Origin of the sequence: Burkholderia sp. ABCPW 14 (assembly GCF_001523835.1) — a bacterium.
Lineage (GTDB): Bacteria > Pseudomonadota > Gammaproteobacteria > Burkholderiales > Burkholderiaceae > Burkholderia > Burkholderia mayonis.
The window spans coordinates 42,533-66,651 of record NZ_LOVS01000116.1 but is presented as its reverse complement, the minus strand read 5'-3'; the positions used below and the strand labels follow the sequence as shown (position 1 = coordinate 66,651).

General features: G+C 62.9%; 18 protein-coding genes and 3 pseudogenes. 17 read left to right on the top strand and 4 right to left on the bottom strand.

Features of this window, described 5'->3' with window-relative positions; genetic code table 11:
* From bpaC to WS62_RS18485, 5 genes and pseudogenes are all read left to right on the top strand, one after another.
* A pseudogene (bpaC, locus tag WS62_RS18500) lies at positions 1-1,453 on the top strand (trimeric autotransporter adhesin BpaC); the annotation flags it as partial.
* A 273-nt stretch (positions 1,454-1,726) separates the two neighbouring features.
* Positions 1,727-2,410 (top strand): DUF2827 family protein, encoded by a 684-nt coding sequence (locus tag WS62_RS38270; RefSeq protein WP_231748341.1) that lies wholly within the window; start codon positions 1,727-1,729, stop codon positions 2,408-2,410.
* On the top strand, positions 2,380-2,910 hold the full coding sequence (locus WS62_RS38265; RefSeq protein WP_442855090.1) for a DUF2827 family protein: 531 nt from the start codon (positions 2,380-2,382) through the stop codon (positions 2,908-2,910). Before WS62_RS38270 ends, WS62_RS38265 begins: the two co-directional genes overlap by 31 nt.
* Positions 2,907-4,061, top strand: coding sequence for a DUF2827 domain-containing protein (locus WS62_RS18490; RefSeq protein ID WP_066573605.1), 1,155 nt, complete (start codon positions 2,907-2,909; stop codon positions 4,059-4,061). Before WS62_RS38265 ends, WS62_RS18490 begins: the two co-directional genes overlap by 4 nt.
* 929 nt (positions 4,062-4,990) lie before the next feature.
* Positions 4,991-5,350 carry a hypothetical protein gene (locus WS62_RS18485; protein WP_066573618.1) on the top strand — a complete coding sequence of 120 codons (360 nt, stop codon included), beginning with the start codon at positions 4,991-4,993 and terminating at the stop codon, positions 5,348-5,350.
* 20 nt (positions 5,351-5,370) lie between these two features.
* Here the strand turns inward: WS62_RS18485 and WS62_RS36615 are convergent, their stop codons facing one another.
* Complete coding sequence (locus WS62_RS36615; RefSeq protein WP_156441039.1) at positions 5,371-5,547, bottom strand: hypothetical protein; 177 nt, start codon at positions 5,545-5,547, stop codon at positions 5,371-5,373.
* Between the two features lie 89 nt (positions 5,548-5,636).
* Here WS62_RS36615 and WS62_RS18480 point away from each other — a divergent pair, with 89 nt between their 5' ends.
* From WS62_RS18480 to WS62_RS18470, 3 genes are all read left to right on the top strand, one after another.
* Complete coding sequence (locus WS62_RS18480) at positions 5,637-6,302, top strand: response regulator transcription factor (RefSeq protein WP_066573616.1); 666 nt, start codon at positions 5,637-5,639, stop codon at positions 6,300-6,302.
* Entirely contained in the window at positions 6,302-9,550 is a 3,249-nt protein-coding gene (locus WS62_RS18475) for a hybrid sensor histidine kinase/response regulator (RefSeq protein WP_066573603.1), read from the top strand. The genes WS62_RS18480 and WS62_RS18475 overlap by 1 nt, the downstream gene beginning before the upstream one ends.
* A 350-nt stretch (positions 9,551-9,900) precedes the next feature.
* Positions 9,901-10,647 (top strand): EAL domain-containing protein, encoded by a 747-nt coding sequence (locus WS62_RS18470; protein WP_066573613.1) that lies wholly within the window; start codon positions 9,901-9,903, stop codon positions 10,645-10,647.
* A gap of 198 nt (positions 10,648-10,845) precedes the next feature.
* Here the strand turns inward: WS62_RS18470 and WS62_RS18465 are convergent, their stop codons facing one another.
* Entirely contained in the window at positions 10,846-12,825 is a 1,980-nt protein-coding gene (locus WS62_RS18465; protein ID WP_066573601.1) for an O-linked N-acetylglucosamine transferase family protein, read from the bottom strand.
* A 142-nt stretch (positions 12,826-12,967) separates the two neighbouring features.
* Here WS62_RS18465 and WS62_RS37470 point away from each other — a divergent pair, with 142 nt between their 5' ends.
* The 9 genes and pseudogenes from WS62_RS37470 to WS62_RS18425 all read left to right on the top strand — a co-directional run bounded on the left by WS62_RS37470 (position 12,968) and on the right by WS62_RS18425 (position 21,942).
* Positions 12,968-13,978 carry a hypothetical protein gene (locus WS62_RS37470; RefSeq protein WP_197422862.1) on the top strand — a complete coding sequence of 337 codons (1,011 nt, stop codon included), beginning with the start codon at positions 12,968-12,970 and terminating at the stop codon, positions 13,976-13,978.
* A gap of 290 nt (positions 13,979-14,268) precedes the next feature.
* Positions 14,269-14,742, top strand: coding sequence for a hypothetical protein (locus tag WS62_RS36610; RefSeq protein WP_156441038.1), 474 nt, complete (start codon positions 14,269-14,271; stop codon positions 14,740-14,742).
* A complete protein-coding gene (locus WS62_RS18455) occupies positions 14,717-14,926 on the top strand; it encodes a response regulator (RefSeq protein ID WP_066573597.1) in 210 nt (69 codons plus the stop codon). Before WS62_RS36610 ends, WS62_RS18455 begins: the two co-directional genes overlap by 26 nt.
* Positions 14,927-15,184: 258 nt before the next feature.
* Complete coding sequence (locus WS62_RS18450) at positions 15,185-16,504, top strand: MFS transporter (protein WP_066573594.1); 1,320 nt, start codon at positions 15,185-15,187, stop codon at positions 16,502-16,504.
* 277 nt (positions 16,505-16,781) lie between these two features.
* A pseudogene (locus WS62_RS18445) lies at positions 16,782-17,378 on the top strand (amidohydrolase family protein); the annotation flags it as partial.
* Positions 17,377-18,933 carry a hypothetical protein gene (locus tag WS62_RS18440; RefSeq protein ID WP_066573591.1) on the top strand — a complete coding sequence of 519 codons (1,557 nt, stop codon included), beginning with the start codon at positions 17,377-17,379 and terminating at the stop codon, positions 18,931-18,933. The pseudogene WS62_RS18445 and the gene WS62_RS18440, both read left to right, overlap by 2 nt.
* A gap of 17 nt (positions 18,934-18,950) precedes the next feature.
* Complete coding sequence (locus WS62_RS18435; protein ID WP_197422861.1) at positions 18,951-19,847, top strand: ATP-binding protein; 897 nt, start codon at positions 18,951-18,953, stop codon at positions 19,845-19,847.
* Entirely contained in the window at positions 19,844-20,179 is a 336-nt protein-coding gene (tnpB, locus tag WS62_RS18430) for an IS66 family insertion sequence element accessory protein TnpB (protein WP_066573611.1), read from the top strand. The genes WS62_RS18435 and tnpB overlap by 4 nt, the downstream gene beginning before the upstream one ends.
* Before the next feature lie 212 nt (positions 20,180-20,391).
* Positions 20,392-21,942, top strand: coding sequence for an integrase catalytic domain-containing protein (locus WS62_RS18425; RefSeq protein WP_231748339.1), 1,551 nt, complete (start codon positions 20,392-20,394; stop codon positions 21,940-21,942).
* On the opposite strand, the gene istB is transcribed toward WS62_RS18425, so the two are convergent.
* Both istB and WS62_RS18415 read right to left on the bottom strand, forming a co-directional pair.
* On the bottom strand, positions 21,901-22,731 hold the full coding sequence (istB, locus tag WS62_RS18420; RefSeq protein WP_066573584.1) for an IS21-like element helper ATPase IstB: 831 nt from the start codon (positions 22,729-22,731) through the stop codon (positions 21,901-21,903). The two genes, WS62_RS18425 and istB, sit on opposite strands and share 42 nt — an antisense overlap.
* Positions 22,728-23,855: pseudogene (locus WS62_RS18415) on the bottom strand (Mu transposase domain-containing protein); the annotation flags it as partial. The gene istB and the pseudogene WS62_RS18415, both read right to left, overlap by 4 nt.
* Positions 23,856-24,119: the final 264 nt, after the last annotated feature.

Below are 24,119 nucleotides of genomic sequence, written 5' to 3'. Positions count from 1 at the left end.
CGCGTCGGGCAACAACAGCACGGCCAATGGTGCGAACTCGACCGCGTCGGGCGACAACAGCACGGCAAGCGGCACGAACTCGACGGCGACCGGTGAGAACAGCACCGCGACCGGTACGGACTCCGCAGCGTCGGGCAACAACAGCACGGCCAACGGTGCGAACTCGACGGCGTCGGGTGACAACAGCACGGCGAGCGGCACGAACTCGACGGCGACTGGTGAAAACAGCACGGCGACCGGTACGGACTCCGCAGCGTCGGGCAACAACAGCACGGCCAATGGTGCGAACTCGACCGCGTCGGGCGACAACAGCACGGCAAGCGGTGCGAACTCGACGGCGACTGGTGAAAACAGCACGGCGAACGGTGCAAACTCGACCGCATCCGGCACGGGTACCACGGCGACGGGCGAAAACGCCGCCGCCACGGGCGACAGCGCGACGGCGACGGGTAACAACGCAACCGCATCGGGCACGAGCAGCACGGCCAACGGTGCGAACGCAACCGCGTCGGGCGCGGACAGCACGGCAAACGGTGCAAACTCGACCGCATCCGGTACGGGCTCGACGGCAACGGGCGAAAACGCCGCCGCCACGGGCGACAGCTCGACGGCGACGGGTAACAACGCAACCGCATCGGGCACGAGCAGCACGGCCAACGGTGCGAACGCAACCGCATCGGGCGAGAACAGCACGGCGAACGGTGCAAACTCGACCGCATCCGGCACGGGTACCATGGCGACGGGTGAAAACGCCGCCGCCACGGGCGACAGCGCGACGGCGACGGGTAGCAACGCAACCGCGTCGGGCACGAGCAGCACGGCCAATGGTGCGAACGCATCCGCCACCGGCGATTCGAGCACGGCGCTGGGCGGAAATGCGGTTGCATCGGGCACCGACAGCACTGCGACAGGTGTCGGTGCGGTCGCCTCCGGCACGAACAGCTCCGCGTATGGTGCGAGCTCGAGCGCGACGGGTAGCGGTAGTGTCGCCATCGGTCAGGGTGCGGTGGCGTCGGGATCGAATTCGGTCGCGCTGGGTACCGGTTCCGTCGCGTCGGAGGCCAACACGGTGTCGGTCGGTTCCGCAGGCAACGAACGCAGAATTACCAACGTCGCAGCCGGCGTCAATGCGACGGATGCCGTCAACGTCGGCCAGTTGAACAGTGCCGTCTCGGGCATCCAGAATCAGATGACCGGCATGCAAGGCCAGATCGACTCGCTCGCGCGCGATGCCTATTCCGGTATCGCAGCCGCTTCCGCGCTGACGATGATTCCGGACGTCGACCCGGGCAAGACGCTGGCGGTGGGCATCGGCACGGCCAACTTCAAGGGCTACCAGGCGTCCGCGCTCGGCGCGACCGCCCGCATCACGCAGAACCTCAAGGTGAAGGCGGGCGTCAGCTACAGCGGCAGCAACCAAGTGTGGGGCGCTGGCATGTCGTATCAGTGGTAACCACGTAACGACCCCGCGGGCCGGCGCTCGACGCTCGCCCGCGGGGCCTCGTTCGGATCGTCGCATGCGCGGCATGAGGCGACTTTCTTTCGCGACATTCGTGGCTTCTCGCTTCGAGCGTAGCCGTTTATGTACGTGGCTTCATTCGCGGCAGAGCAAGCCGTCGGAGCCGGCACGTGTCGGACGGCGCTGCTCATCGAACTTGCAGGCCGGTCGGAACGTACCGCCATGCTCGCGGGCACAAAGTACGTGCATCAATGAAGGATTTGACGCATGCATGAAATGCAGCACTTACGCATTGGTATTTCGATCGACACGCGCACGCAGGACATCTGGCAGAACGGCTTGTATCAGAACGCAGTCATTCTTGCCGCGGCTTGCCTGCGCCTTCCCTTCGTCGACTTCGTCGAGTTGATCGACGTTGCTCCACATGCCAAGGCAACGACGCTCGAAACGTCCGTCGCCGGAGAACTCAGGATCATGCCGGCGCGCGAAGCGTGCCATACGGTGGACGTCATCATTGAACTCTCGGGCGTATTCGAACGTTCGTGGCTCGAATTGATGCGGGCGCGCGGCAAGAAGCTGGTGCTATATCAGGCGCGCCAACCCTACGCGCAACTCGCGGAACCGGCGATCTTCGGCCGACGCGGCGAGAATCGCTGGGGCATCCAGTTCGACGAAATCTGGATGCCGGGTGTCGTCTGGGACAGCGCGTTTGCGCCGATGCTACGCACGGCGCACCGCTGCGATGTGTTCGACGTGCCGTTCATCTGGCATCCTGAATTCGTGGATCAGCGTGCGGAAAGGCTCCGGAATCATGGGCTCAGGTACGGAATCATGGGCTCAGGTACGGAAGCTTGTCGAATTCGGACGCGGTCGGTCATGGCGTCGCGGCGCGTGTTGCAGTATTCGAGCCGAACGAGTCCGTGGTCAGAAGCTGCATCGTCCCGATGCTGATCTGTGACGCGGCCTATCGACGCGATCGCACTGCGGTGCGGCACATGCACGTGCTGAACACGCAGCATATGAAGGATCATCCGACGATGCTTCACTTTGCTGCTTCGCTCGACATCGTCAAGGATGGCGCGGCCTCGTTTCATGGTGTGCACGACGTCGTGAGCTTCATGCCGCAGTTTGCCGACTTCGTCGTCGCGCACGAATGGCGCAGCGCGCCCAACTACACGGCGCTCGATCTGCTGTACGGCGGCTATCCGCTGATTCATAACGCCGAGTGGATGAGGCAGGCCGGTTACTACTATTCCGACGCCGACATCGAGGAAGGCGCCCGGCTCGTCGGTCGCGCGGTCGCGCATCACGCGGAATTCGTCGACGACTACGAATTCCACTCTCGCTCGATCTTTACCGCCGTCGATCCGTTTCGCCAAGACAACCTTGACGCATACGCTGAACGACTGAAGCGGCTGTGCGCGTCTTCCCGAGCAATGGGGTACAGATGAGCAACGTCACGTCGAATTCGTTTCCGTCTCGCAAGCTGCGAGTCGGCGTCACGATACATGCGCGACAGGGCGAGCAATCGCTTTGGGAAAACGGCATTTACCAGAACTGCATTTTTTTGGCCATGCTGCTGGTGCGCTCGCCTGTCGTCGCCGAAGTCTATCTCGTCGTCTGCGGTCCAGAAGGTCGCATGAAGCGTGCGAAGCGCTTCCTCGCCGATTCTCCGGCGCCCCTCATGGACGTAGCGGACGCGCTCGTGAATCTCGACGTCCTGATCGAGATGAGCGCGCAACTCGACCGGGACTGGGGCGTCGAGTTCCGGGAACGCGAGGGCAAGATCGTATCGATGCGCGTCGGCAACGATTACGTCATCGATGCTGAGCGCGCGATATTCGGCAAACCGAGTGGGATGCTCGTCACCGGCGCGCCGTATCACATGGTATGGACACTGCCGCAGTACGAAACAATCGGCTTGCCTTACTATCAGCACGCGCTGCGCGCGCCGGTGCGGTTATTGCCGCATCTGTGGAGCCCTGTCGTGCTGGAACGCGAAATCGCACGCTTTCCCGCCGGCCTTTCGTTCGGGTATCGGCCGGGACGTCAGCGTTGGCGCGCCGGCATCTTCGAGCCCAACATGTGCGTCGTCAAAACGAGCTTCATCCCGATACTCTGTTGCGAAGGCGCGCACCGCGCATACCCGGACATGCTGGAAGCGGTCAAGGTTTACAACACGCTTCATCTGAAAGGCGAGCCTGCCTTCGCGGACTTCGCTCGCGCACTCGATGTCGTCAAGCACGGCATCGCATCGTTCGAAGGTCGTTACCCGTTATGTCGCGTTGTCGCGTCCGACGTCGACGCGATCGTCACCCATCAATGGGAAAACGCGCAGAACTACGTCTATTACGAGGCGCTCTACGGCGATTACCCTCTGGTGCACAACTCGCATCTGATCGGCGACTGCGGATATCGGTATTACGACTTCGATTGCGAAGGCGGCGCAGCCGCGTTGCAGCGCGCTTACGCGCTTCACGACGCCCATCTCGGGCACTATCGACGAACTGCGCGCCGTTTCCTGCGCGGCCTCGCGCCGGACCACGAAGAAAACGTGCGCGCCTATACCGAGGCGATCGTTTCGCTATACGAAGGTCCGTGAGTGGAACGGGCTGCGTTCGAGCGTTGTCGGCCGCAGCGACGTGCGCCGAATCCGCGGACGAGAGCGGCGGGATTTCCTTCCGGGCGCCGCTCGTCCGCGACGCGAAAGCGGACGTGGAGACGCACACCGGGTCGGCTGCGACCGGCCACGCGCGACACGGTTTCGACGCGAGCCGGCTGACGGAATGTCAGGATCGCAAAGCAAGGGATACTTTGTCATGCCGGAGACGCACGCCTGGGGCAGGCCGAGATCGTTCCGTTCAAAATTCTAACTTCTTTGATATTCGCCCGGCGCGCCTTCGCATATAAATGGATATCGGCCGCAACAAGGCGGTCGCATAAAAAGCACGCGATGCATCTGATTAAGAAAATAGCGGCACGTTAATTAATCCGGAGGCAACCGTCGATCGACAGCGGGATGTCGGTGTCGGAGCAATCGTGCGGCAGCGGGCACCATTTCGCCGCACACACGTTCGAAGGTTCGATCACGAATCGCACTGGATTCGGACTCCAAAAAGAGACGCGAATATCGTATGCGTTTCCGCAAGCATGTGCTTTCGTCGCGATAGGCTCGCCGACCGTTTTCCCGTGGAGGCAACCGATCCGGCGGTCGTCGATCGCCGCTCGCGGCGTCTTCTTTTTTTCGAAGCTCTGTCATTTGAGCTGCCCGGATGCACGTTTATCTTCGTGAAATACAGGCGTGAAAATACATGAGATTTCAAATCGTGTTGATTCTCGCTCGATTCGATGAGCGGGCGCTTTTTTTCAGAATCAGGATCGTGTTTGGCAAGTTGCGCCGCTCGATTTTCACGGCGCGGTCGATGGGAGAGTTATATGCTGGATCAGGCGACGTCGATTGAGTGGAAGACTCGCTCACATGCACGTTTCGAGGACACGTGGGACAGGATTTCACAATGGCTTCTTTTTTTGATGCCGGTTGTTTTTGTCGCGTTCTGCGCACTCTTGCTCTCGCTTTGGTACATCGATATTCTGAACGGGTGGCTGATCGTGGCTTTCGCTTTGCTCATTGAGGCCATGTTGATCGGCATCGGGTTTTTCGTTTTCATGATGGCGGGAAGATCGCGCTGGCGGTTGTACGGACGCGAGGCGAAGACTGCCTTGTGCTGCACGGGTCAGCCGGCGGATGCGGACTTGCCGCTTCCGGTGGGATTCGACGGCGTGAAGACGGTTCACTGTATGTTTAAATCAGGGCAGGTCGGCGCGTTTCGGGTAAGCTGTTACAACACGAATTGCCCGCTCATGCGTGAAGCAGAGGAGGCCGAACAGTGATCCGGGTACGCGAGGCGCACTCATTCGAACGGAACGCCGCCGTATGAAAAATGAAAGCAAATCGAAATATCGAATGCGTGGCGGACGCGCCCGTGATTTGAAGTCGATTCACGGCGTGAAGCGGCGAGCCGGATAAACGCCAATGTCGTGACTTCGAGCAAATCCTGCTCGAGAAGCATACGCAGGAAAGCAGGCAATCGTTATCGTTTTGCATGGAATGCGCATGACGGGGCGTCGGGTATCTTCGAGCGCCAGGTCTGCGCCTTCCGTTTTTTTCGGAGCCGCCATGTCCAACGTTGCCCTGCAGACAAGAAGAGTCGTCGTGGCCGACGATCACCCGATCGTTCTCCGTGCGGTGACGGACTACGTAGACTCGCTGCCGGGGTTTCGGGTGGTGGCATCGGTCTCGTCGGGGGATGCGCTGTTGTCCACGATGCGGGAGCAGGAAGTCGATCTGGTCGTCACCGATTTCGCGATGCATCGTGCGGACGACGACAAGGACGGCTTGCGCCTGATATCGCATCTGATGAGAGTGTATGAACACACCCCGATCATCGTGTTCACGATGCTGACCAATAGTGGCGTGATCAGTCAGCTGTGCCGCATGGGCGTGGCGGGGCTCGTCGGCAAGGAAGAGGAGATCGCCGAGCTCGGGCGGGTATGTCTCAACGTCGTGCGCGGTGCCGGCCAATCGCTGTCTCCGGGCATGGCCCACCGGCTCGCCGTCGCCGGCAGCATCAAGCCCGGCAAGGCCGCGTTCAACGCATTGACGCCGAAGGAACTGGAGGTCGTGCGGCTGTTTACGGGCGGCATGTCGCTGACGGACATCGCCCGGGCGCTGAATCGCTCGCTGGGGACGGTCTCGACGCAGAAGCGTTCGGCGATGCGCAAGCTCCACGTGGACACTAACGTCGATCTCATCAACTGCGCCCGGGAGCAAGGACTGCTTTAATGCAAAGACTTCTGCGAGAGCTCGATGGGTCGCCGCTCAGGAAATTCTATTCGCTCGAGTCCAACCTGAAGCGCGAGCGCCGCGTCTTCTCGATCGTCATCGTGCTGCTCGTCTCGGCGGCACTCAGCGTAGCGGCCATGACCGTCACCGGATTGTTTCAGACCGCCTTCCGTCAGGAAGAGCAATCCGCGCGCATCCACGAGAAGGAAGTGGTCGATGTCTTCCTGCAGCGCCGCATGATGTTGACGACGGCGAGTCTCGTGCTGCAACTGCGGATGAACGGCGCGCCATCGGCGCTGAACGTGCTGGCGCCGAATACGTGCATGCCGATGGCCCACAACGCCCGCGACGACGCAATCCTGCGCGAGAGTTGCGATTACACGGTGCAGCTGCTGACCAACTCGGGGCAGACGCCGAGCGTCGAAATGATCACGGCCGACGGTTCGGTCGGCTACGGGTATCTGTTTCCGACGGGCGACCTGAGTGCGCTTCGCTCCAACACGCCTTCGGAAATCGTTTCTGCCGTGCTCGAGCGGTATAGGAAACGCGGCGTGGATCCGCTGGACGCCGCGCGCAAGAAGTCGATTCTCTGGTTCGCTGTCGGAAGCGGGGGCCATGGCGAAGCGCTTTACATGATCGGCGCGTCCGTGGTGTTCAAGAACGACAAGCTCTATGCGCTCGTTCTGACGAGCGTGGACCTGTACAGCCTGGTTTCTTCTATCGAGCGCGCCGGCCGCGTTCAGCAGCCGGTCGTCGTGGATTCGGACGGCGTGCCGCTCGTGGAGGCGGACGACGCGGAGACGGTCCGAAAAGTCGACGAACGCCTCGCCGGGAAACAGGACGGCCTGTATCACTGGATTCCCGGCTTCGGATGGGCGCTACGCCGTCCCGCGCTGTTCGCGGGTTTCGGGCACATGATGTATCTGCTTCCACTCGATCTGCAGCTTCGGTCCATGAGATACGAACTGTGGCTCGTCGGCGGCGCCACGCTGGTCCTGATCGTGTTGTTGTTCGTCGCATTCCGATATTGGAACTATCGGTTTTTGACGCGAATCTATGCGGAGGCGTCGCGCGCGCTCGAAAGCGAGATGCTCAACCATCTGCTGGTTCATGCGACGCCGGTGGGGCTGTGCATCGTGCGGCGGGCGACACTGGAAATCGTCGTCGCCAATCCGATCGCGCGCACGATGCTCGGCTTGCGGATTTCGGACAGGCATCTGCCGCAGGAGCTTCAGAGCGCGTTCGAGTCGTCGCTGGCCGAGCAGGAAGCCCAATCGGACGATGCGCGCATTTTCCAGTTCCCGTTCTCGCTGTCGCGCACCGGACATTCAGCCGTCCACATCGAAATCACGTACGCACCCGCGACGTTGAATGCGCAGGGCGTGTTCTTTTGCGCGATCACCGACATGACGGCGCACCATCAGGCGGAAATCCTGCTGCGCGAGGCGAAGTTGACGAGCGACGCGGCGGCCAAGGCGAAGGTGGCGTTCTTCGCATCGATGAGTCACGAGATCCGCACGCCCCTGTCGTCGCTCGTGGGCAACATCGAGCTGATCGCGCGCGGTCCGCTCGCGCCCGAGCAGCAGGCGCGCGTGAAGGCGATGGAGACGTCGGCCCGCGGATTGATGCAGGTCGTCAACGACGTCCTCGATTTCTCCAAGATCGACGTCGGCGAGCTGAGCCTGATGGAGGAGTGGTCGAACATCTCCGATCTGCTCGACCGGCTCGCGCTCTCGCATGCGCCGCTTGCGACGCAGCAGGGATTGAAGTTCTACATGGTGTTCGAGCGGAACCTGCCTGCGCGGCTTTACTTCGATCCGGTTCGGGTATCGCAGATCGTGAACAATCTGCTGAGCAACGCGCTGAAGTTCACGCCGTCGGGCAAGATTGTGCTGCGCGCCGGCTGGCAGGCCGGCGAGCTCGAAATCAGCATGACGGACTCTGGCATCGGCATCCCGGACGACCTGAAACACCGGCTGTTCCTGCCGTTTACGCAGGGCGACAGCAACCGGCTGAGGCAGGCGCGCGGCACCGGCCTGGGATTGTCGATCTGCGCGCGCCTTTGCGAACTGATGAAGGGGCGCATCGATCTGGAAAGCACTGTCGGCGTGGGAACCCGCATCGCGGTGGTTTTGCCGCTCAACGCGTCGGAGGCCGATTCGAGCAGCGCGTGCTGGACGCTTCCGTATCGTCGTGTCGCCGTGCTCGGCCGGGCGCAGGAAAACCTCGAGTGGCTGAGCAATCTCTTCGACCCGGGCGTCACCGCCGTGACCGCTCTCGCGAATCCCGTCGACCCGATCGACGAACATACGCACGACTTCCTGATGGTCACGGACGAATTCGCGCCGGCCGAGGTGCTGTCGTGGTGGAAAAGGCCGGATTCGATCGTGTGGGTCGGGCAGGCCGGGCCGCTCGTGCCGAGGCGGCGTGGCGACGGGGGCGTGGAAGTCAGCATATACAGCCTCGCCGGGCTGAAATCGGCGGCGCAGATGCTTGCCGCCGGACGTACGGCACGCGTCGATGCCGGGCACGAGCAGCAAGGATCGGCGGCGGGCGTCACGGTACTGATCGTCGAGGACAATCTTCTCAACCGCAGCCTCCTGTTCGATCAGCTGACGACGCTCGGCGTCCGGGTTATCGAGGCGAAGAATGGCGAGGAGGCGCTCGCGCTGCTGTCGAAGGAGCCGGTGGACGTCGTGATGACCGACATTGACATGCCGATAATGGACGGCTTCCAGTTGCTTGCCGAGATGAGGAAGCTCGGCATGACGATACCGGCCTACGCGGTGAGCGCGAGCGCGCGTCCGGAAGACGTCGCGGACGGCCGGGCGCGCGGCTTCACGGATTACCTCGCGAAGCCGGTCCCGCTCGAAAGGCTCGAGACGGTCATTCGCGCGTGTTGCAGCGTGCCGGAACGCGAGCCGGCCGAAGGCGACGCGCAAGACGTGCTTCCGGATGTCCCGGAAGTGCCGGCCGCGTACGCGCAGGTGTTCGTCGCGCAGGCGGGCCGGGAAATCGCGGAATTCGACGCGATCCTGGTCGAACGTGCGCTGTCGAAACTGAGGCGGTGGCTTCACGGCGTGTCGGGCGGCATTGCGGTCCTCGGGGCGTCCGCGCTGCACGAGCAATGTCAGGAACTGCGGACCTACGCGCGCGAATCCACTGAGTGGAATCACGAGATCGAGCTGCAGGCGTCGGCCATTCGGGATGCGCTTCAGCGGATGGTCACGGCCCTGAAGAGCGAATGACCGTCGGGCACGCGGCCGGCGCGGCGAGCCGTCCCCGTCCCGGGGGCGTGTGCCGCTGTCGGTCCCGGTTCGGAATCGAAGATTTGTGATTCTCTCCGCTCGCAGCATGATTTAACGTTTCCTGAAGATTGGAGTCCGATCGGACCGACGGATGTCGGTCTCGCGAGGCGACGCCGCCTTCGGGCCGGCGCGAAGCCGCGACAGACGACGCCGTGCAGTGTCTTTGGGAGAGTGATATGGAAGCGGGCATCACGCGCTATAGGGGTGCATTTTTTGCCCGAGAACACGAAATCGTACTTCCTTTGGACGAGGCCGACCTCGAGCGGGCGCTTGAAGTCGGAGAATTCGTCATGGATTACCAGCCGATCGTTTCCGTCCGTTCGGGGGCCGTGACTGGCGCCGAAGCGACGATACGCTGGGACCACCCGCATTGGGGCGCGTTGTCCCAGCGCGCGGTGTACGCCGTCGCGGACCGGCTCGGCGCGTCATCCCGGATCGCCGGCCATGCCGTCGGCGAGGCATGCCGCCAGCTTGCGCACTGGAAGCAGGACGGCGTCGGCGTGTCGGCGCTTTCGATGAGGCTCTCGGGCGCCCAGTTGAGTGCGGAGAGCGTGTCCGAACGGCTCGCGCAGTCGATCGCGGAATTCGACATATCGAGCAGCCAGTTGACGCTCGAAGTTCCGGAAATGTCGGCGCCGGAGGAATCGGCGAGTCTCATCGAGCGCCTGAAGCGGTTGAGGCAGAAAGGATACGGCATCGTGCTCGGCGATTTCGGGGCGCACCATACGGCGATGTCGACGTTAATGGTGCTGCCCGTCACCGGCGTCAAATTTGGCGAATCGTTCACCGGGCGTCTGCTCGGTTCGCCGACCGCCGAGGCGATATTGTCGAGCGTCTCGAGGCTCGCGCATGATCTGGGTTTCACGTTGACGGTGTCCGGCGTCGAAAACGGACGCCAGCTGGCGTTGCTGCGTCGATATCGTGACATCGAGCTGCAAGGCGCCTATCTATTCAAGCCGATGCGCGCGGAAGTCTGGCACGAGCACGTGAACCCGCGTGCTCTCTCGCAGTTGAATCTACGCGAGTCGTTGTTCTGACACGTCGACCTTGACGGCTATGGGTTCAGAGTGCCGATCACGGTCGCGTGCGTCCGCAGATCGACCGGAGGCCGTTGCGGGCCCGGTCGCGAATCCGCTCCGCGTGCGCTGACGCGATGACCGCAGTCAGACGCGGCCGGCGCGATCCATGCCGCGCACGGGCGCGCGGATGGCTGCGCGGATCGATGCGAACGACGCTCATGCCGCCGTCGCCCGGTCCGAAATCGCTTCCATCCGCTCGATCAGGAACGCCTGAAACGCGTAGACGCTCTCTGGGCTGGCCAGCGTGGGAAGACGCTCGGCGAGCAGCGTCCGGTATTCGTCTCTGAACGCCGCATCTCGCGCGTGGCGCGCGCAAAGATCGATCAGTTCGGCCTTGTCGCGCGCGACGAGTTGCGGGAAATCCAGATGCCGCATCAGCGCCGCAGCGTGACGTTGCCGCATGAACGATCCTTCGAGACAGAGCACCACGGCGCCGCCGTGCAGCGCGTCGAGGACCGTGTTGTGGCCGGACCACGCCGGATTGTCGAGAAATAGATCGCTCGACGCGCACAATGCGATGAATTCGGGCTGCGAGAGGGGATCGCGCAAGCATGTCACATGCGCGTCGTACGACAGGCGATGGCGTGCAAACGCTCGTCGCATCCGATCTTCGAATATTCGGACACTCGACTCGTCCGAACGCGGGAAAAAGGCGAATCTGCACCGCGGGCCGACGCGCAGGGCGATCAACGGATAGATATCGTCGTCCTCCGGAACATACTTGAACGTCGACTGCGGCGAAACGAACACGATATCGTCTGGGGCGAACCCGAAGAACGCCCGTGTGACCGCCGCGGGCTTCGGATAGTCGAACGAATACGCGCATCCGAGACCGGGCAGCCGCAGCAGCGTCTCGCGGTAGAACGCGCCGGCGCCCGGAGACTCCATCGCCGACGGCGACACGACATAGTCGATCGCGGCAGAGCCGGACGTGTCGGGATGTCCCAGCAGTTGCACCTGCAGCGGCGCGAGACGCAGGCACGTCAGGCAATAGGCGACGAAGTGCATGCCGACGTCGGGAAAAACGATCGCGTCGGGCGCATCGACCGTCAGCCGCTCGATGACTTCGTGGATCAGCGTGCTCGCAAAAAAGGCATCCGACAGCCGTCCGGCGTCGTCCGTGAATCGGTCGCTGACGGTCCCGACGTGGTACGTGAAGATTTCGACGACGTCGCGATCCAGATGCTCGTAGTACCCAACCGTCGGAATTTTCCAGATCGAATGTCCGTTGAAGAACGCCGATACGAACGCTAGCCGGATCTTGCGCCCGCCCGCTTGACGCCGCCTCGCGCGCCAGGCGCGCGCGGCGCTCGCTTCGGCGGCGGGGAACGCGGATCGCATCAGGCGACCGAGTTGATCGCTGAACCGGCCGATCAGGTCGACATTGGATCGTCCGTTATATGTCAGGTAGAACAGCGCGTCGCACCAGACGTCCCGGAATGCGTCCGGCGAGATTGGCGACAGCGCGACGGCCCGGTCCACGTCGTCCGCCATGTCGTCCAGCGCGTCGCGCAGCGCGCTTCGAACCGCATCAATCTCGTCGCTCGAACGGTATGCCACCGGAAGACGAAACGCCACTTTCTGGACGATTCCCGCCACGCACTGGGAATCCAGCTCAACCGCGCGCATCGCGCGAGTCAGCGCGCGCTCGCGATCGCCGAGATGGAAATGAACGTAGCCGAGCCTTGCGTGAAGACCGGCGTCGGCCGGATAGTGCTCGAGCAAAGCAGCCAGGTGCTCCGCGGCGATTCGGCGGTAGTGCTCGGTCCCGAGGTTGAACGCCAGAAACGCGGCGTTGCGGACGACGTTCTTGTCGCGTGGCGCGCGCGCCGCCGCCATCGCGTAGCAGCGATAGGCGTCCTCGCGGCGGTTCCGTCGCTCGTAGCACACCCCGAGGTTGTTCAACGGTGCGTCCCACCGCGGCGCGAGTTCCGACGCGCGCAGGAACAACGGCATCGCGCGCTCGAAATTGCCCGCGCGCAGTTCCACGTTCCCGGCGAGGTAGTACATGTCCGGGTCTGACGCGGCGTCGAGCAGTTCGGACGTAAGTATGTTTCCGAGCCTGTCGGCGAGCCCGCCGGCGATGGACACGCGCAACAGCGCAACCAGCGAACGTTTGATGAGATCAGCGCTCATTTTTCCTGTCCCTGCGTTCGGTTGAGCGACAGACTCGCGCCTGCCGCAGTCGGGTGTTTCGGCCGAAGGCCGGGCTTGCATTCGAGCCGCAGTCTTCGCCAACGCGTCGCACGCCGGCGTGCCGATGCAGCCGGGGCGAGCCGTGTCGGCGGATTTCGACGGAAGCAGGATCGCGACCGACCGCCGCCGCGCGCCGGCGGCATCGCATGATGCATGCGCGGCCCGCGACATCGGGCGCGTTTCCCGCCGCCGGCCGCGCACGACGTCGCGCAACGAGCGGCAACCGCGCCGAGAGCGGACGCGTAAATCAGACATTGCCTTGCTTTTTTCCCGGCGGGAATCGCAATTGTTAGAGACACGGCCCTCAGGCGGCCGCACGCTCGCGATTCCGTCGTCCGTCGTGGCGTTGGCGGGCGTCGGGCGAGCGCATCGCGCCGACGGGACGGAGCCGAATTTTCTAAGAACTTTGATTCAACGGCGGACCGGCAATCTGTACAGTCGAATGCAGATCGGCGAGGTGGGCGCGGAATGCGATTTCTCCGCTTATCGCGACGGTATCCGCGTTCAAGGCGGGGGCCGACGATTGCGTTGTGGAATGTCGAGCCAGGACTCGCGTGATCGCGCCAAGTCCGGTTCATCGGCGATGAGGGAGGGCAGCATGCCGGTTATGGCGGATGATTGGATCGGCGTCCCAGGCGCGTTGGGGATGCCTTCGCTCTCCGCACTGACGTTGCTGAACTGTCGCGATTGGGCGTTGCGTCCGGCGGGAGAACGGTCGCGGGCCCGGTGGAACGGCTTTCATGCGGCGACGCATCGGGCTCGGTTCGTGCCGCGGATGAGCCACTGGCAGCCGCGATATTTCCCGAAGGCGCCGCGGCTGTCGATACCCGTGCCGTCGGCCCGTTCGCGCGGCAAAGCGCACACCGCGCCGCGCGGGATGGCCGCCGCCGACGGAGCCTGCAGGTTTCGCGTTGCCGGTCGTCGCCGAAGGCGATCGGCGCCGGCATCGCGGTCGGCGCAATCGCCGTGTTGGCGTGGCCGATTGCGCTTCGCTGGGCCGGCGAACGAGCAGCCGCGTGCCGATAGCGTGCATCGCCCGAGCGCGCAAATCGATCGGCAACGCCCGGTTGCTCGGCATCTCACGTTTGATTGATACCAGACCCGCGACGCGGGCAGCCCCATATCGTCGACACAGCCGGCTGATCCGACGTTTGCCGAGCTGCAACCGGTCGGCCGCCTGACCTCGCCTCAGACGGCCGGCGATGACTGCCGCAATGGTTTTACCCGCTCGAGTTCGCGCATGCTTGCCGTGCCCCGTTCACGTCCGCTCATGTTGGGCTCCCGCCGACGCCGCGTGGCATGCGCTCGGGACGCCTTCAACGAATGACTTTCTCGTTCACGACACGATATCTCGCCGGTTTTGACCGGCCCACAGGAGAGCACATGCCGTCAGCAGCGGCCGCATACGCAAACACTGCCGTCAGCGGTTACGGCGACCGTTCCGCGACCGGCAATGCCGCTATCGCGACGAGTGGCGATCGCGATTCCGCGACGAGAAGAACCTGGGCGCGGCGACGATCGTTCTTGGCGACAGGCGGCTCGGCTCAGGATCTCGATGCGAACTCGAAATGGAATATCGCAATCGATGGAGGATCGACGTTTGGCCCGCTGTCGGCGGCAACGGCGCCGGCATGGGCGTTCGACCAGGCGGCGCCCGTTTCCCGCGAGGCGGGCGGTGGCGCGGCGTCCGGTTCCGGTTCGAACATCCGTGGCGTCGACGGTGTCGCACCCGGCACGGGCACAAGGGCCGTCGCGACGAGCGTGCCCGCATTGAGCCCGATGGTGCCCGCCGATGGCGGGACATGTCGTCAGGCCGAACTGAGGAACAGCGATGCCCGCCATTCTGATTGTCGATGACCACCCTGCCATTGGGTTGGCCATTCGTACCGTGCTGTCCAGAGGCCAGGATTTTGGGCAGTTCTACGAAGCAGCCAACGCAGCCGAGGCCATGGCACTCCTGCGCGAGCACCCCATCGAGCTGCTTCCGTCGCGGCGAGTCCGTTTTCGGCGCCGAACCTTGACCCTGACGCTGCGCGCCTGATTACGCACGCGCGGGATGACATCGTGCCAGCGCTGGTTATTGGCTTGGCCATCAGGGATAGCGAGGATAGCGAAACCCATCATGCCCGCCAGCCTTTGCCTTTCGCGATGTCTCCACAAAAGCGAACAAACTTGTTCCGATTATTTCGCTTTCTGCGGATCGTTTCCTCCACTTACCCTTGCTGCACCCGATCGCGCGCCGTCGCCAGCCGCTGGCATTCGCACGGGCAATGGAGACAATCGAAACCGGAGACATCACGTGTCGCAAGCCCGCCCCCTTGCAACTGCCCCCTATTCCCAGCAGGCCGGGACTTTCGCCCGCCTTCGTTCCATTTTCAGCGGATCGGTCGGCAATCTCATCGAGTACTACGACTGGTACGTGTATTCGGCCTTCTCGCTGTACTTCGCCAAGGTTTTCTTTCCGGCCGGCAGCCAGACCGTGCAGTTGCTCAACACCGCGGCCATCTTCGCCGTCGGTTTCGTCATGCGGCCCATCGGCGGCTGGCTGGTCGGCCAGTACGCGGATCGCAAGGGGCGCAAGGCGGCCTTGCTGATCTCGGTGCTGGCGATGTGCTTCGGCTCGTTGATCATCGGCCTGACGCCGGGCTACAACAGCATCGGCATAGCGGCTCCCATTCTGTTGGTCGTCGCGCGGCTGCTGCAGGGGTTGAGCCTCGGGGGCGAGTACGCCAGCTCGGCCACCTATCTGAGCGAAATGGCCGACAAGACGAATCGCGGCTTCTATTCCAGCTTCCTGTTCGCCACGCTGTCGCTCGGCCAGTTGCTCGCAATGGCGGTGTTGGTGGTGCTTCAGCAGTGCTTCCTGAGCGCCGCACAACTGGAAAGCTGGGGCTGGCGCATTCCCTTCCTGATCGGATCGCTGGCGGCGGGCGCCGCGATTTTTCTGCGCCGCAATATGGAAGAAACGGAATCGTTCGAGCAGCACCGGCAGGGCAAGCGCAGCCGCACGTCCGTCGCGGAGCTGTTCAGGCACAAGCGCGAATGTCTGATCGTGGCGGGCCTGACGCTCGGCGGGACGGTCGCGTTCTACGCCTACACGACGTACATGCAGAAATTCCTGGTCAACAGCGCGGGGATGAGCAAGGCGGATGCCTCGATGGTGTCCGTCATCAGCCTGATTGCCTTCGTGTTGATGCAACCGGTGTTCGGCAGCCTGTCGGATCGCGTCGGCCGTCGTCCGCTGCTGATCGCCTTCGGCGTGCTGGGAACGGTGTGCACCGTTCCGATCTTCAATGAGCTGAAGATGGTTCGAAGCATGGGCGGCGCGCTTGTGCTGATCTCGGCTGCGCTGCTGATCGTCAGCCTGTATTCGTCCGTCAGCGCGGTGGCCAAGGCCGAGCTGTTTCCGGTCGGGATACGCGCGTTGGGCGTCGGCTTGCCTTATGCGATCACGGTGTCGCTGTTTGGCGGTACGGCCGAGTACATTGCGCTGTGGACCAAGAGCATCGGGCACGAATCCTGGTTCTTCTGGTACGTGTCTGCGTGCGTTCTGGTGTCGCTGCTGTGCTATCTCTGGATGCCCGATCCGAAGCAGGTGTCCTGCATCGATCAGGATTGAATCCGGTCGACGGCATGTGAAGCGCGAGCGCAATGAATGCTGGCGCCATCGGCGGCCACTGACGCAACATGCGATTTCCACGCGCGCCGCACGGAGAATCGCGAAGTGCCCGACCCGAACGGGCAGGTGGAAAAGTCGTGCAGCAGGGAACAGGCGCGCTCGACGACTCGGCAACCTGTCGCGCAGGTACGGCGGTCTCCGTCCTATTTGCGCATGGATTTTCTTACGCAACAAGGACGCAGCGATGATCGAACGCTCCCGCTTTCCAACCGCCTCCATGTGTGCGGCGCCGCTGCCGAACATCGAGCCGCCGAGTTTCAGGATTCCTCACGGCGCGCTCGACACGCATGCCCATGTCGTTTCGGCCGACCCGGCGTACCGGATGGTTGAGGACCGCAGCTACACGCCGCCGCCGGCGCCGGAAGAGAAGTATCTCGCGATGCTCGACGCAACCGGGATGACGTATGGCGTACTGGTGCAGATCAGTGTCTATGGAACTGACAACCGCTACATGCTCGAAGTGCTCGACCGCAATCCGCAGCGATTGCGCGGTGTCGCCGTGGTCGCGCCCGACGTGTCCGATCGCGAGCTGGAGGCAATGCATGCGGCCGGCGTGCGCGGCCTGCGCATCAACGTGCTGTTCGGCGGCGGCATAGGCTTCGCGGCCATGGAGACGCTCGCCAGCCGCGTGAAGGATCTGGGCTGGCATTTGCAATTCCTCATGGACGTCAAGGCCCTGCCCGAACTGATGCCGCGCATGATGAAGCTGCCGGTGACAGGCGTGATCGATCACATGGGTCACACGCCCGTCGCCGAAGGTCTCTCGGCTCCGGGCTTCGTTGCGTTGCGTCATCTCGTGTCCGCGCACGGCTATGACGCTCAAGGAAAGTTATGATGAGATGATCCTGCACCACTACTCGACGCCGGAACTCGTCGACGGCGAAGTGCGCAAAATCCCTTACCCTTCGAATCGTCTGATCCAGTTGCCAGCATACCGCTACTGGGCCGCTAGATTAATGGAGGACATGGACCTGCAGAAGAAAGCGCTAGACGATCTTCTCTGGCGCAAGCGCCTGCGTGGTCGCGCAGGTCGCGCCCGCGATACGACGATCGGCCCTGCGGACATCTTCGAGATCGACGCCACCGTCGGCAATTTCTATCTGGTTTCGGAGTTCCACCGCAACCATTTGATCGGGCGGCCTGTGATCTACTTTGTGGTCGACCGCCGATCGACCATGATTGTGGGGTTGCACGTGGGTCTGAGCGGACCGTCGTGGAATGCGGCCCGCATGGCCCTCTATTGCGCGTTCAGCGACAAAGTGAGCTTCTGTGCGCAATATGGCGTAAACATTCGTTCCGAAGACTGGCCGGCGCAGGAACTTTGCAATCTGGTTGTCGCCGACAATGCCGAGCTTTTGAGCCGTCATGCCGAGCGCTCCCTACAGCATCTGCTACACATCGATTGCAACATTAACCCGGTCGGCTTGCCGGTCGCCAAGGGCACGGTCGAGAACAAGTTCGCCACGGTCAACGAATGCGTCAGCTGGGTGCCTGGGGCCTGGAAGGCTCGGGCGCTCGAGCACGATGCGCGCAAGGACCTCGATCTGCGCTGGGATGCAGCGCTAACGCTGCGGGAATTCACGCAAGTGCTCATCGATGAAGTGCTGTATCACAACAACGCTGCTGCCATCCCGGATTTGCTCACCAAAGACATGATTCAAGCTGGTGTCAAACCGTACCGCCGCGATATCTATCAGTGGGGTTTGGAACACGAGTCTGGCGAACGGGCACGACATGCCGACCCAGCCGCGCTCTATCGCTGCTTGCTCCCCTCGCGACGGTGTCCACTCACCGACAGCGGTTTGAAGGTCGACGACCTGTACTACCTGCCGGAGCGAGGCGACCACGAGCTCCTGCTTGCACGGGCACGACGCGCCCGTCGGTCCGTCGTCGTCCATTACGATGAGAATTACATGGACTTCGTGTATGTCGCCGATCCCGAATCCGGCCACTGGTCGCGCTGGCAACTCAATCTGTCCGCATCGGCCCGATATACCCGCTTGCGGTTCGAGGAGATGCTGGAATTGAGGGCCTCGTTGCAGTTCGCCGCTCATGACGCAACCGATTACGAAAACGCGCAGAAAGCCCTCAAGAAGCAGCGACAGCAACGCGTCGTGTCCGGCGCGACGTCCGCCAAGCGTGCCGCGCCGAAACCCGCAACCAACCGGGAATACTTGAATTCGACCAAGGCGAACCGCGAACGCGAAGTCGCGATACAGAACGCACTCCAAGCCCAAGCGCCATCTGCCCAGGAGAGCTTAACCGTGCGCGAACGTGAGGCGGCCGCGAAACACCGCAGCCAGATGCGGACCCGGCGCAACAACGTCGTTGCAATGCGGCGCTCAATCGCCAAACCGGAGAATTCCTGATGCCACGCCCACCTCTCATGCAAGCCATCTACCGGCCTACCGGTATCGCGGCATATGACGGCAATCCTTTGATTGAGGCGCTGCCGCCGATCCGCTCGACGGCCGAGATCGCCTCCATGATCGAGTGGCTACTGCCAGCCCCGCAGGAGAGCGACCGTGCCGCCTCCGCCGAACTCCGTATCCACGCACTGCCGTCGATTCGGAAATTGATCTATCTCCTGCCGGAATACGGGTTGTACAGCTCGATCTTTTCGGTCGTGCTGCGAGAGGGCTACACGACGCGCAATCCGGTGCGCGCCGAAACCTGGCAGCACCTTCACTACGTGAACAATGGCGGGCAGCACACCTACGGCGTGCCTGAGCCGTGCGCACATCGCTCGTCCGGGATTCTCTTTTCGGGGCTGAGCGGCACCGGCAAATCGACGTTCGTCAACCGCCTGCTGCAGCTCTATCCGCAAGTCATCCAACATACGCGCTACGGCGACCATCAGTTTATTCACCCTCAACTGGTGTGGATCAAGATCGACTGCCCGCATAACGGCTCTTTGTCCGGCCTGGCGCTGCGGTTCTTCGCGGCGGTGGACAAGGCGTTGGGTACCTCATACGCGCGCGCGAATTTTCCCTCGAGCGGACGGTCGCCGAAGCTTGCCGTGCTGCTCGAGGAAATGTCGGCTGTGGCGGCGAATCACTTTCTCGGCGTGCTGATCATCGACGAACTTCAGAACCTGAGCCGCGCCGTAGCCGCGCAGTCTGCATCGGCGCCGGCGTTTGTTCCGGTGCCGCTCGAAACGGCAACGGCGCATCCGGCGGAGATTCGCATCGAAGTACGTCGCGCGGATCAGTCGATCACGGTCAGTTGGCCGACCTCGGAAGCGGCGCAATGTGCCGCATGGCTGCGCGAGTGGCTGCGGTGATCCGCATCGATGAAGTGTGGCTGGCGGTCGACCCGCTGGATATGCGGGCTGGTTTCGATACTGCGCTGGCCCGTGTGATCAAGGTGTTCGGCGCCGCGCATCCGTACCACGCGTACTTGTTCGCCAATCGCCGCGCCAACCGCATGAAGGTGCTGGTTCACGACGGTATTGGCATCTGGCTTGCTGCCCGCCGATTGAATCTGGGGCAGTTTGCGTGGCCGAGCAGCGGCGAGCCCAAACAGTACGCGCTCACGCACGAACAACTGGCGGGCCTGGTTATTGGCCTGCCGTGGCAACGCATTGGCGAAGGCGGCGTAATCCGTGTCGTATGAGGTTCATGACGGCAATCGGTGAGCGTGCCCATGTCCTATCGATGAGAGGTGCGGCACAATTGCCTGTAGAGCGTCAACTACCTTGGCCGGCGCATTGACTCAGGTTTTTTGTTACCGAGCTAGGGTCGTTGCCTCAAGTATTTTGCTACCCGTCAGATGGCTGGCGGGAGCGACTTATGACGAGGCGGCTCAGCATGACAACAAGACGGGAATTGACTGAAGCAGTCGGTGAGCGGTACCGCCGGTCTGAGCGGAACGAGAAGCGCCAGATTCTGGACGAATTCATTGAATTGACGGGCTATCACCGCAAGCACGCCATCCGTGTGCTGGGCCGGGAGCCGCAGCCGCCGAAGGCGAAGCCCGGCCCGCAGCGATGGTATGACGATGAGGTGCGGGCCGGGCTGATCACGCTGTGGGAGGCTGCCGACCGGATCTGCGGCAAGCGACTGAAAGCGCTCATCCCAACACTGATCGATTCGATGACACGGCATGGTCACCTGTCGCTATCGAAGGAGGTGCGCCAACGGCTCAAGCAAATCAGCGCCGCTACCATTGATCGCCTATTGCGGGATGTGCGCGAGCAAGCCTTCGCCGGTCAACGTCGGCGTGCTGGCGGAGTCGGTAATGCGATCCGCCGTGCGGTGCCGATCCGCACGTTCTCTGACTGGAACGATCCGTTGCCCGGCTATCTCGAGGTCGATTTCGTCGAGCATTGTGGCGGCACCAAGATCGACGGTGACTTCGTGCACAGCTTCGTGATGACAGATATCGCAACCGGCTGGACCGAATGTCTAGCCATGCCGTATCGCAGTGGGGCATTTGTTCTCGAGCACATCGAGCGTGTTGCCCGTGCCTTGCCGTTTCCGCTGCGCGGTCTGGATTGCGATAACGATACTGCCTTCATGAACGAAGCTGTGTTCGATTTCTGCAAGGCAACGGGTATCGAGCTGGCACGCTCACGGGCCTACAAGAAAAACGACCAGGCGTGGGTCGAGCAGAAAAATGGATCAATCGTGCGTCGCCTTGTTGGGTATGGCCGGTTACGAGGCCTCGAAGCCACAGAAACGCTTGCCTCCCTCTATCAAGCGTCGCGGCTGTACATCAACTTCTTCCAGCCGTCATTCAAGCTGATATCGAAGACCCGTCACGGCGCGAAGGTAACCAAGCGCTACGAAGCGCCCTTGACGCCGCTCGAGCGCGTGCTGCGTTCGGCTTCGGTGCCGGAGTCAACCAAGCGCCGACTGCGTGCCCAGTTCAGAGCGCTTGACCCACTGGACCTCTTACGTCGAATGCGCGAAGCCCAACAGCGCATTGCCGAATGCAGCGCTTCCGGCACGGCGGCGACAGAGGCAAAAACAGCTGGTCAAGTTCCACTCGCGGATTTCCTGGCAAGCCTTGGGACAGCGTGGCAGGCCGGCGAGGTCCGGCCGACGCACCACCGAAAAGCGCGCGTCCCTCATGACTGGCGCACCCGCGAGGATCCGTTCGAGCATACCTGGCCGAAGATACAGCAGTGGCTTGAAACGGAGCCCGGCATCACAGCGCAAAAGCTCCATGAGCGCCTCACCGCGATGGCTCCCACGATGTATTCCAGCGCCCAGTTGCGCACCCTGCAGCGCCGCGTGAAGGCATGCCGATCGAATCGAGCGCGAGAACTGGTGACCCGGATACTCGACGGCGCCGACGCAATGAAGGCTGACGCTGCTACGCAGCGTCAGCCTTCATTGCGAAACAATCGCACGATGACAATTACCCGGGAGTAACATCCTCCCGTGAGGCAACACGCTCGCACGCTTGTCGTCGCTGGCGTTGCGACGCCGGTAGCTTTCGACGTTCAGCTCGAAGATCGTCGAGTGATGGACCAGGCGGTCGATGGCGGCCACCGTCATCGACGGGTCGGGGAACACCTCGCTCCAGCCCGAGAACGGCTGATTGGCCGTGATCAGCAGGCTGCGCCGCTCGTATCGCTCGGCGATCAGCTCGAACAGCACGCTCGTCTCGGCCTGGTCCTTGCGCACGTACGACAGGTCATCGAGGATGATCAGGTCGAAGCGGTCCAGCTTGCCGAGTAGCGACGGCAACTGCAGGCTTTGGCGGGCCACCTGCAGCTTCTGCACGATCTCGCTGGTGCGCGTGAACAGCACGCGGTAGCCGGCATCAATCAGGGCGTGACCGATGCCGGAGCCGAGATGCGTCTTGCCGCCGCCCGGCGGCCCGAACAGCAGGATCGTAGCGCCTTTCTCCAGCCATGAATCGCCGGTCGCGAGCGCCATCACGTGGGCCTTCGAGACCATCGGCACCATGCCGAAGTCGAAGCTGTCGAGCCTCTTGGTCGGATCGAGGCGCGATTCGACGCGATGCCGTTCGATGCGCCGTTTCACCCGCTCGGCGAGCTCGTGCTCGAGCAGCGCGCCGAGTAGCCGGGTAGCCTGCCAGCCCTCCTTGTCGGAGCGCTGGGCAAACTCGGGCCATAACCGGGCGATCGTCGGCAACCGCAGCTCGCCCAGCATCAGGCCCAGGCGCGCGGCATCGTAGGTGGCGGGAGCGTTCATGCCGTCACCCCCTCGTCGAGCAGCGTGTCGTAGAGCGACGCCGCTGGCGTGTCGAGCACGACCTCCGGACACTGCGCTTGCCGCGGCGCGAACTCGCCGCGCAGTTGCTCGAGATCCGGCAGTTCGCCCGCAGCCAGCACGGCGTCGAGCCGGTCGGCAAGCACGGCCTCGACGCCGTGGTTGGCGGCCAGATCGAGCAGCCCGACCATGGTCTTGCAGGCATCGCGCGGCGTCATCCGGGCTTCGAGCTGTTCCCAGGTTCGGCGGTACGCCTCGCGCGGGAACAGGTCGTCGCGGAACGCCAACCCCTTGAACGCCTGAGGCTTGCGCTTGAGTTCGTCGACGAAGTGCCGGTAGTCGAGCGCGCGGCGGCGACTGTTGGCAGCATGAGATCCACGCGCGGCGCTGTGCACCAGGGCGCCCGACAGATAGCAGTCGATCCGTTCGGCATAGACCCGCACCTTCAGCCGGTGGCCAATCAGGCGTGACGGCGCGCTGTAGAGGATGCCACGCACCGTGAAGGTGCCGCAGCGCGTCACGCGCGCCTCCTCCTCGACGAAGTCCGTGGTGCGCCGCAGCGGCAGATCCCGCAAATGCTCACGCTCGACGTTGAACGCGGCGGCGTTGTGGCGGTTGCGCCGCATCACGACCTCGCGCACGAAGCCCTCGGAAGCGAGACGATCGGCGAAGTCGCGATGGCCACGCAGCATCAGCGCCTGGTCGACGGCTTCCTTCAGATGGCGATGCGACGACTCCACGCTGCCGTTCTCGTGGGCCACGCCGACGTTGTTGCGCGTGCCGGTCATGCCGTAGGGCTCGAGCAGCGCGGCGTAGCGCGCCGTGAAGTCCTCGTGCTGCTGCAGGTTCTTGAACGCCGCCGACAGGCTGTCGGTGCGATGTTCGCACGGGCATCCGCCGGCCTGCCAGAGCGCGTTCTGCAAGCCGGAGGACAGAGCTTCGAAGCTCTCGCCGCCGTCAACGACGCCGGCATACTCCCAGTGCGAGAACGCGAGCACGAAGTGATACAGCCGGTGATCGAACGGCGCGCCGGCGACCGTCACATGCAGATCGCGCATGTTGGTGAAGTCCGACAGCCCCTGCACGCCGGGCAGGTGTTCCTGCGGTACTGTCAAGTTAAGGAAAAACGTCGAAATTTATTGAGTCGGAAGTGCGAAATCGACATGAAATCATAGCCGAATTCCCATCGGACAGGACGATTTGCTTGCCAAATTTGACCAACCAGTGGGAGTCATGCGAAGCGGCATCGCTTAACTTGACAGTACCGCGTGCAGTCTGTCTGGCCGCCATCCGTGCCACCCGCGTCTCGAGCGACACAGGAGCTTGACCAATACGCTTCAAAAATCGCTTGCCAAAATGGGGAGGTCCTT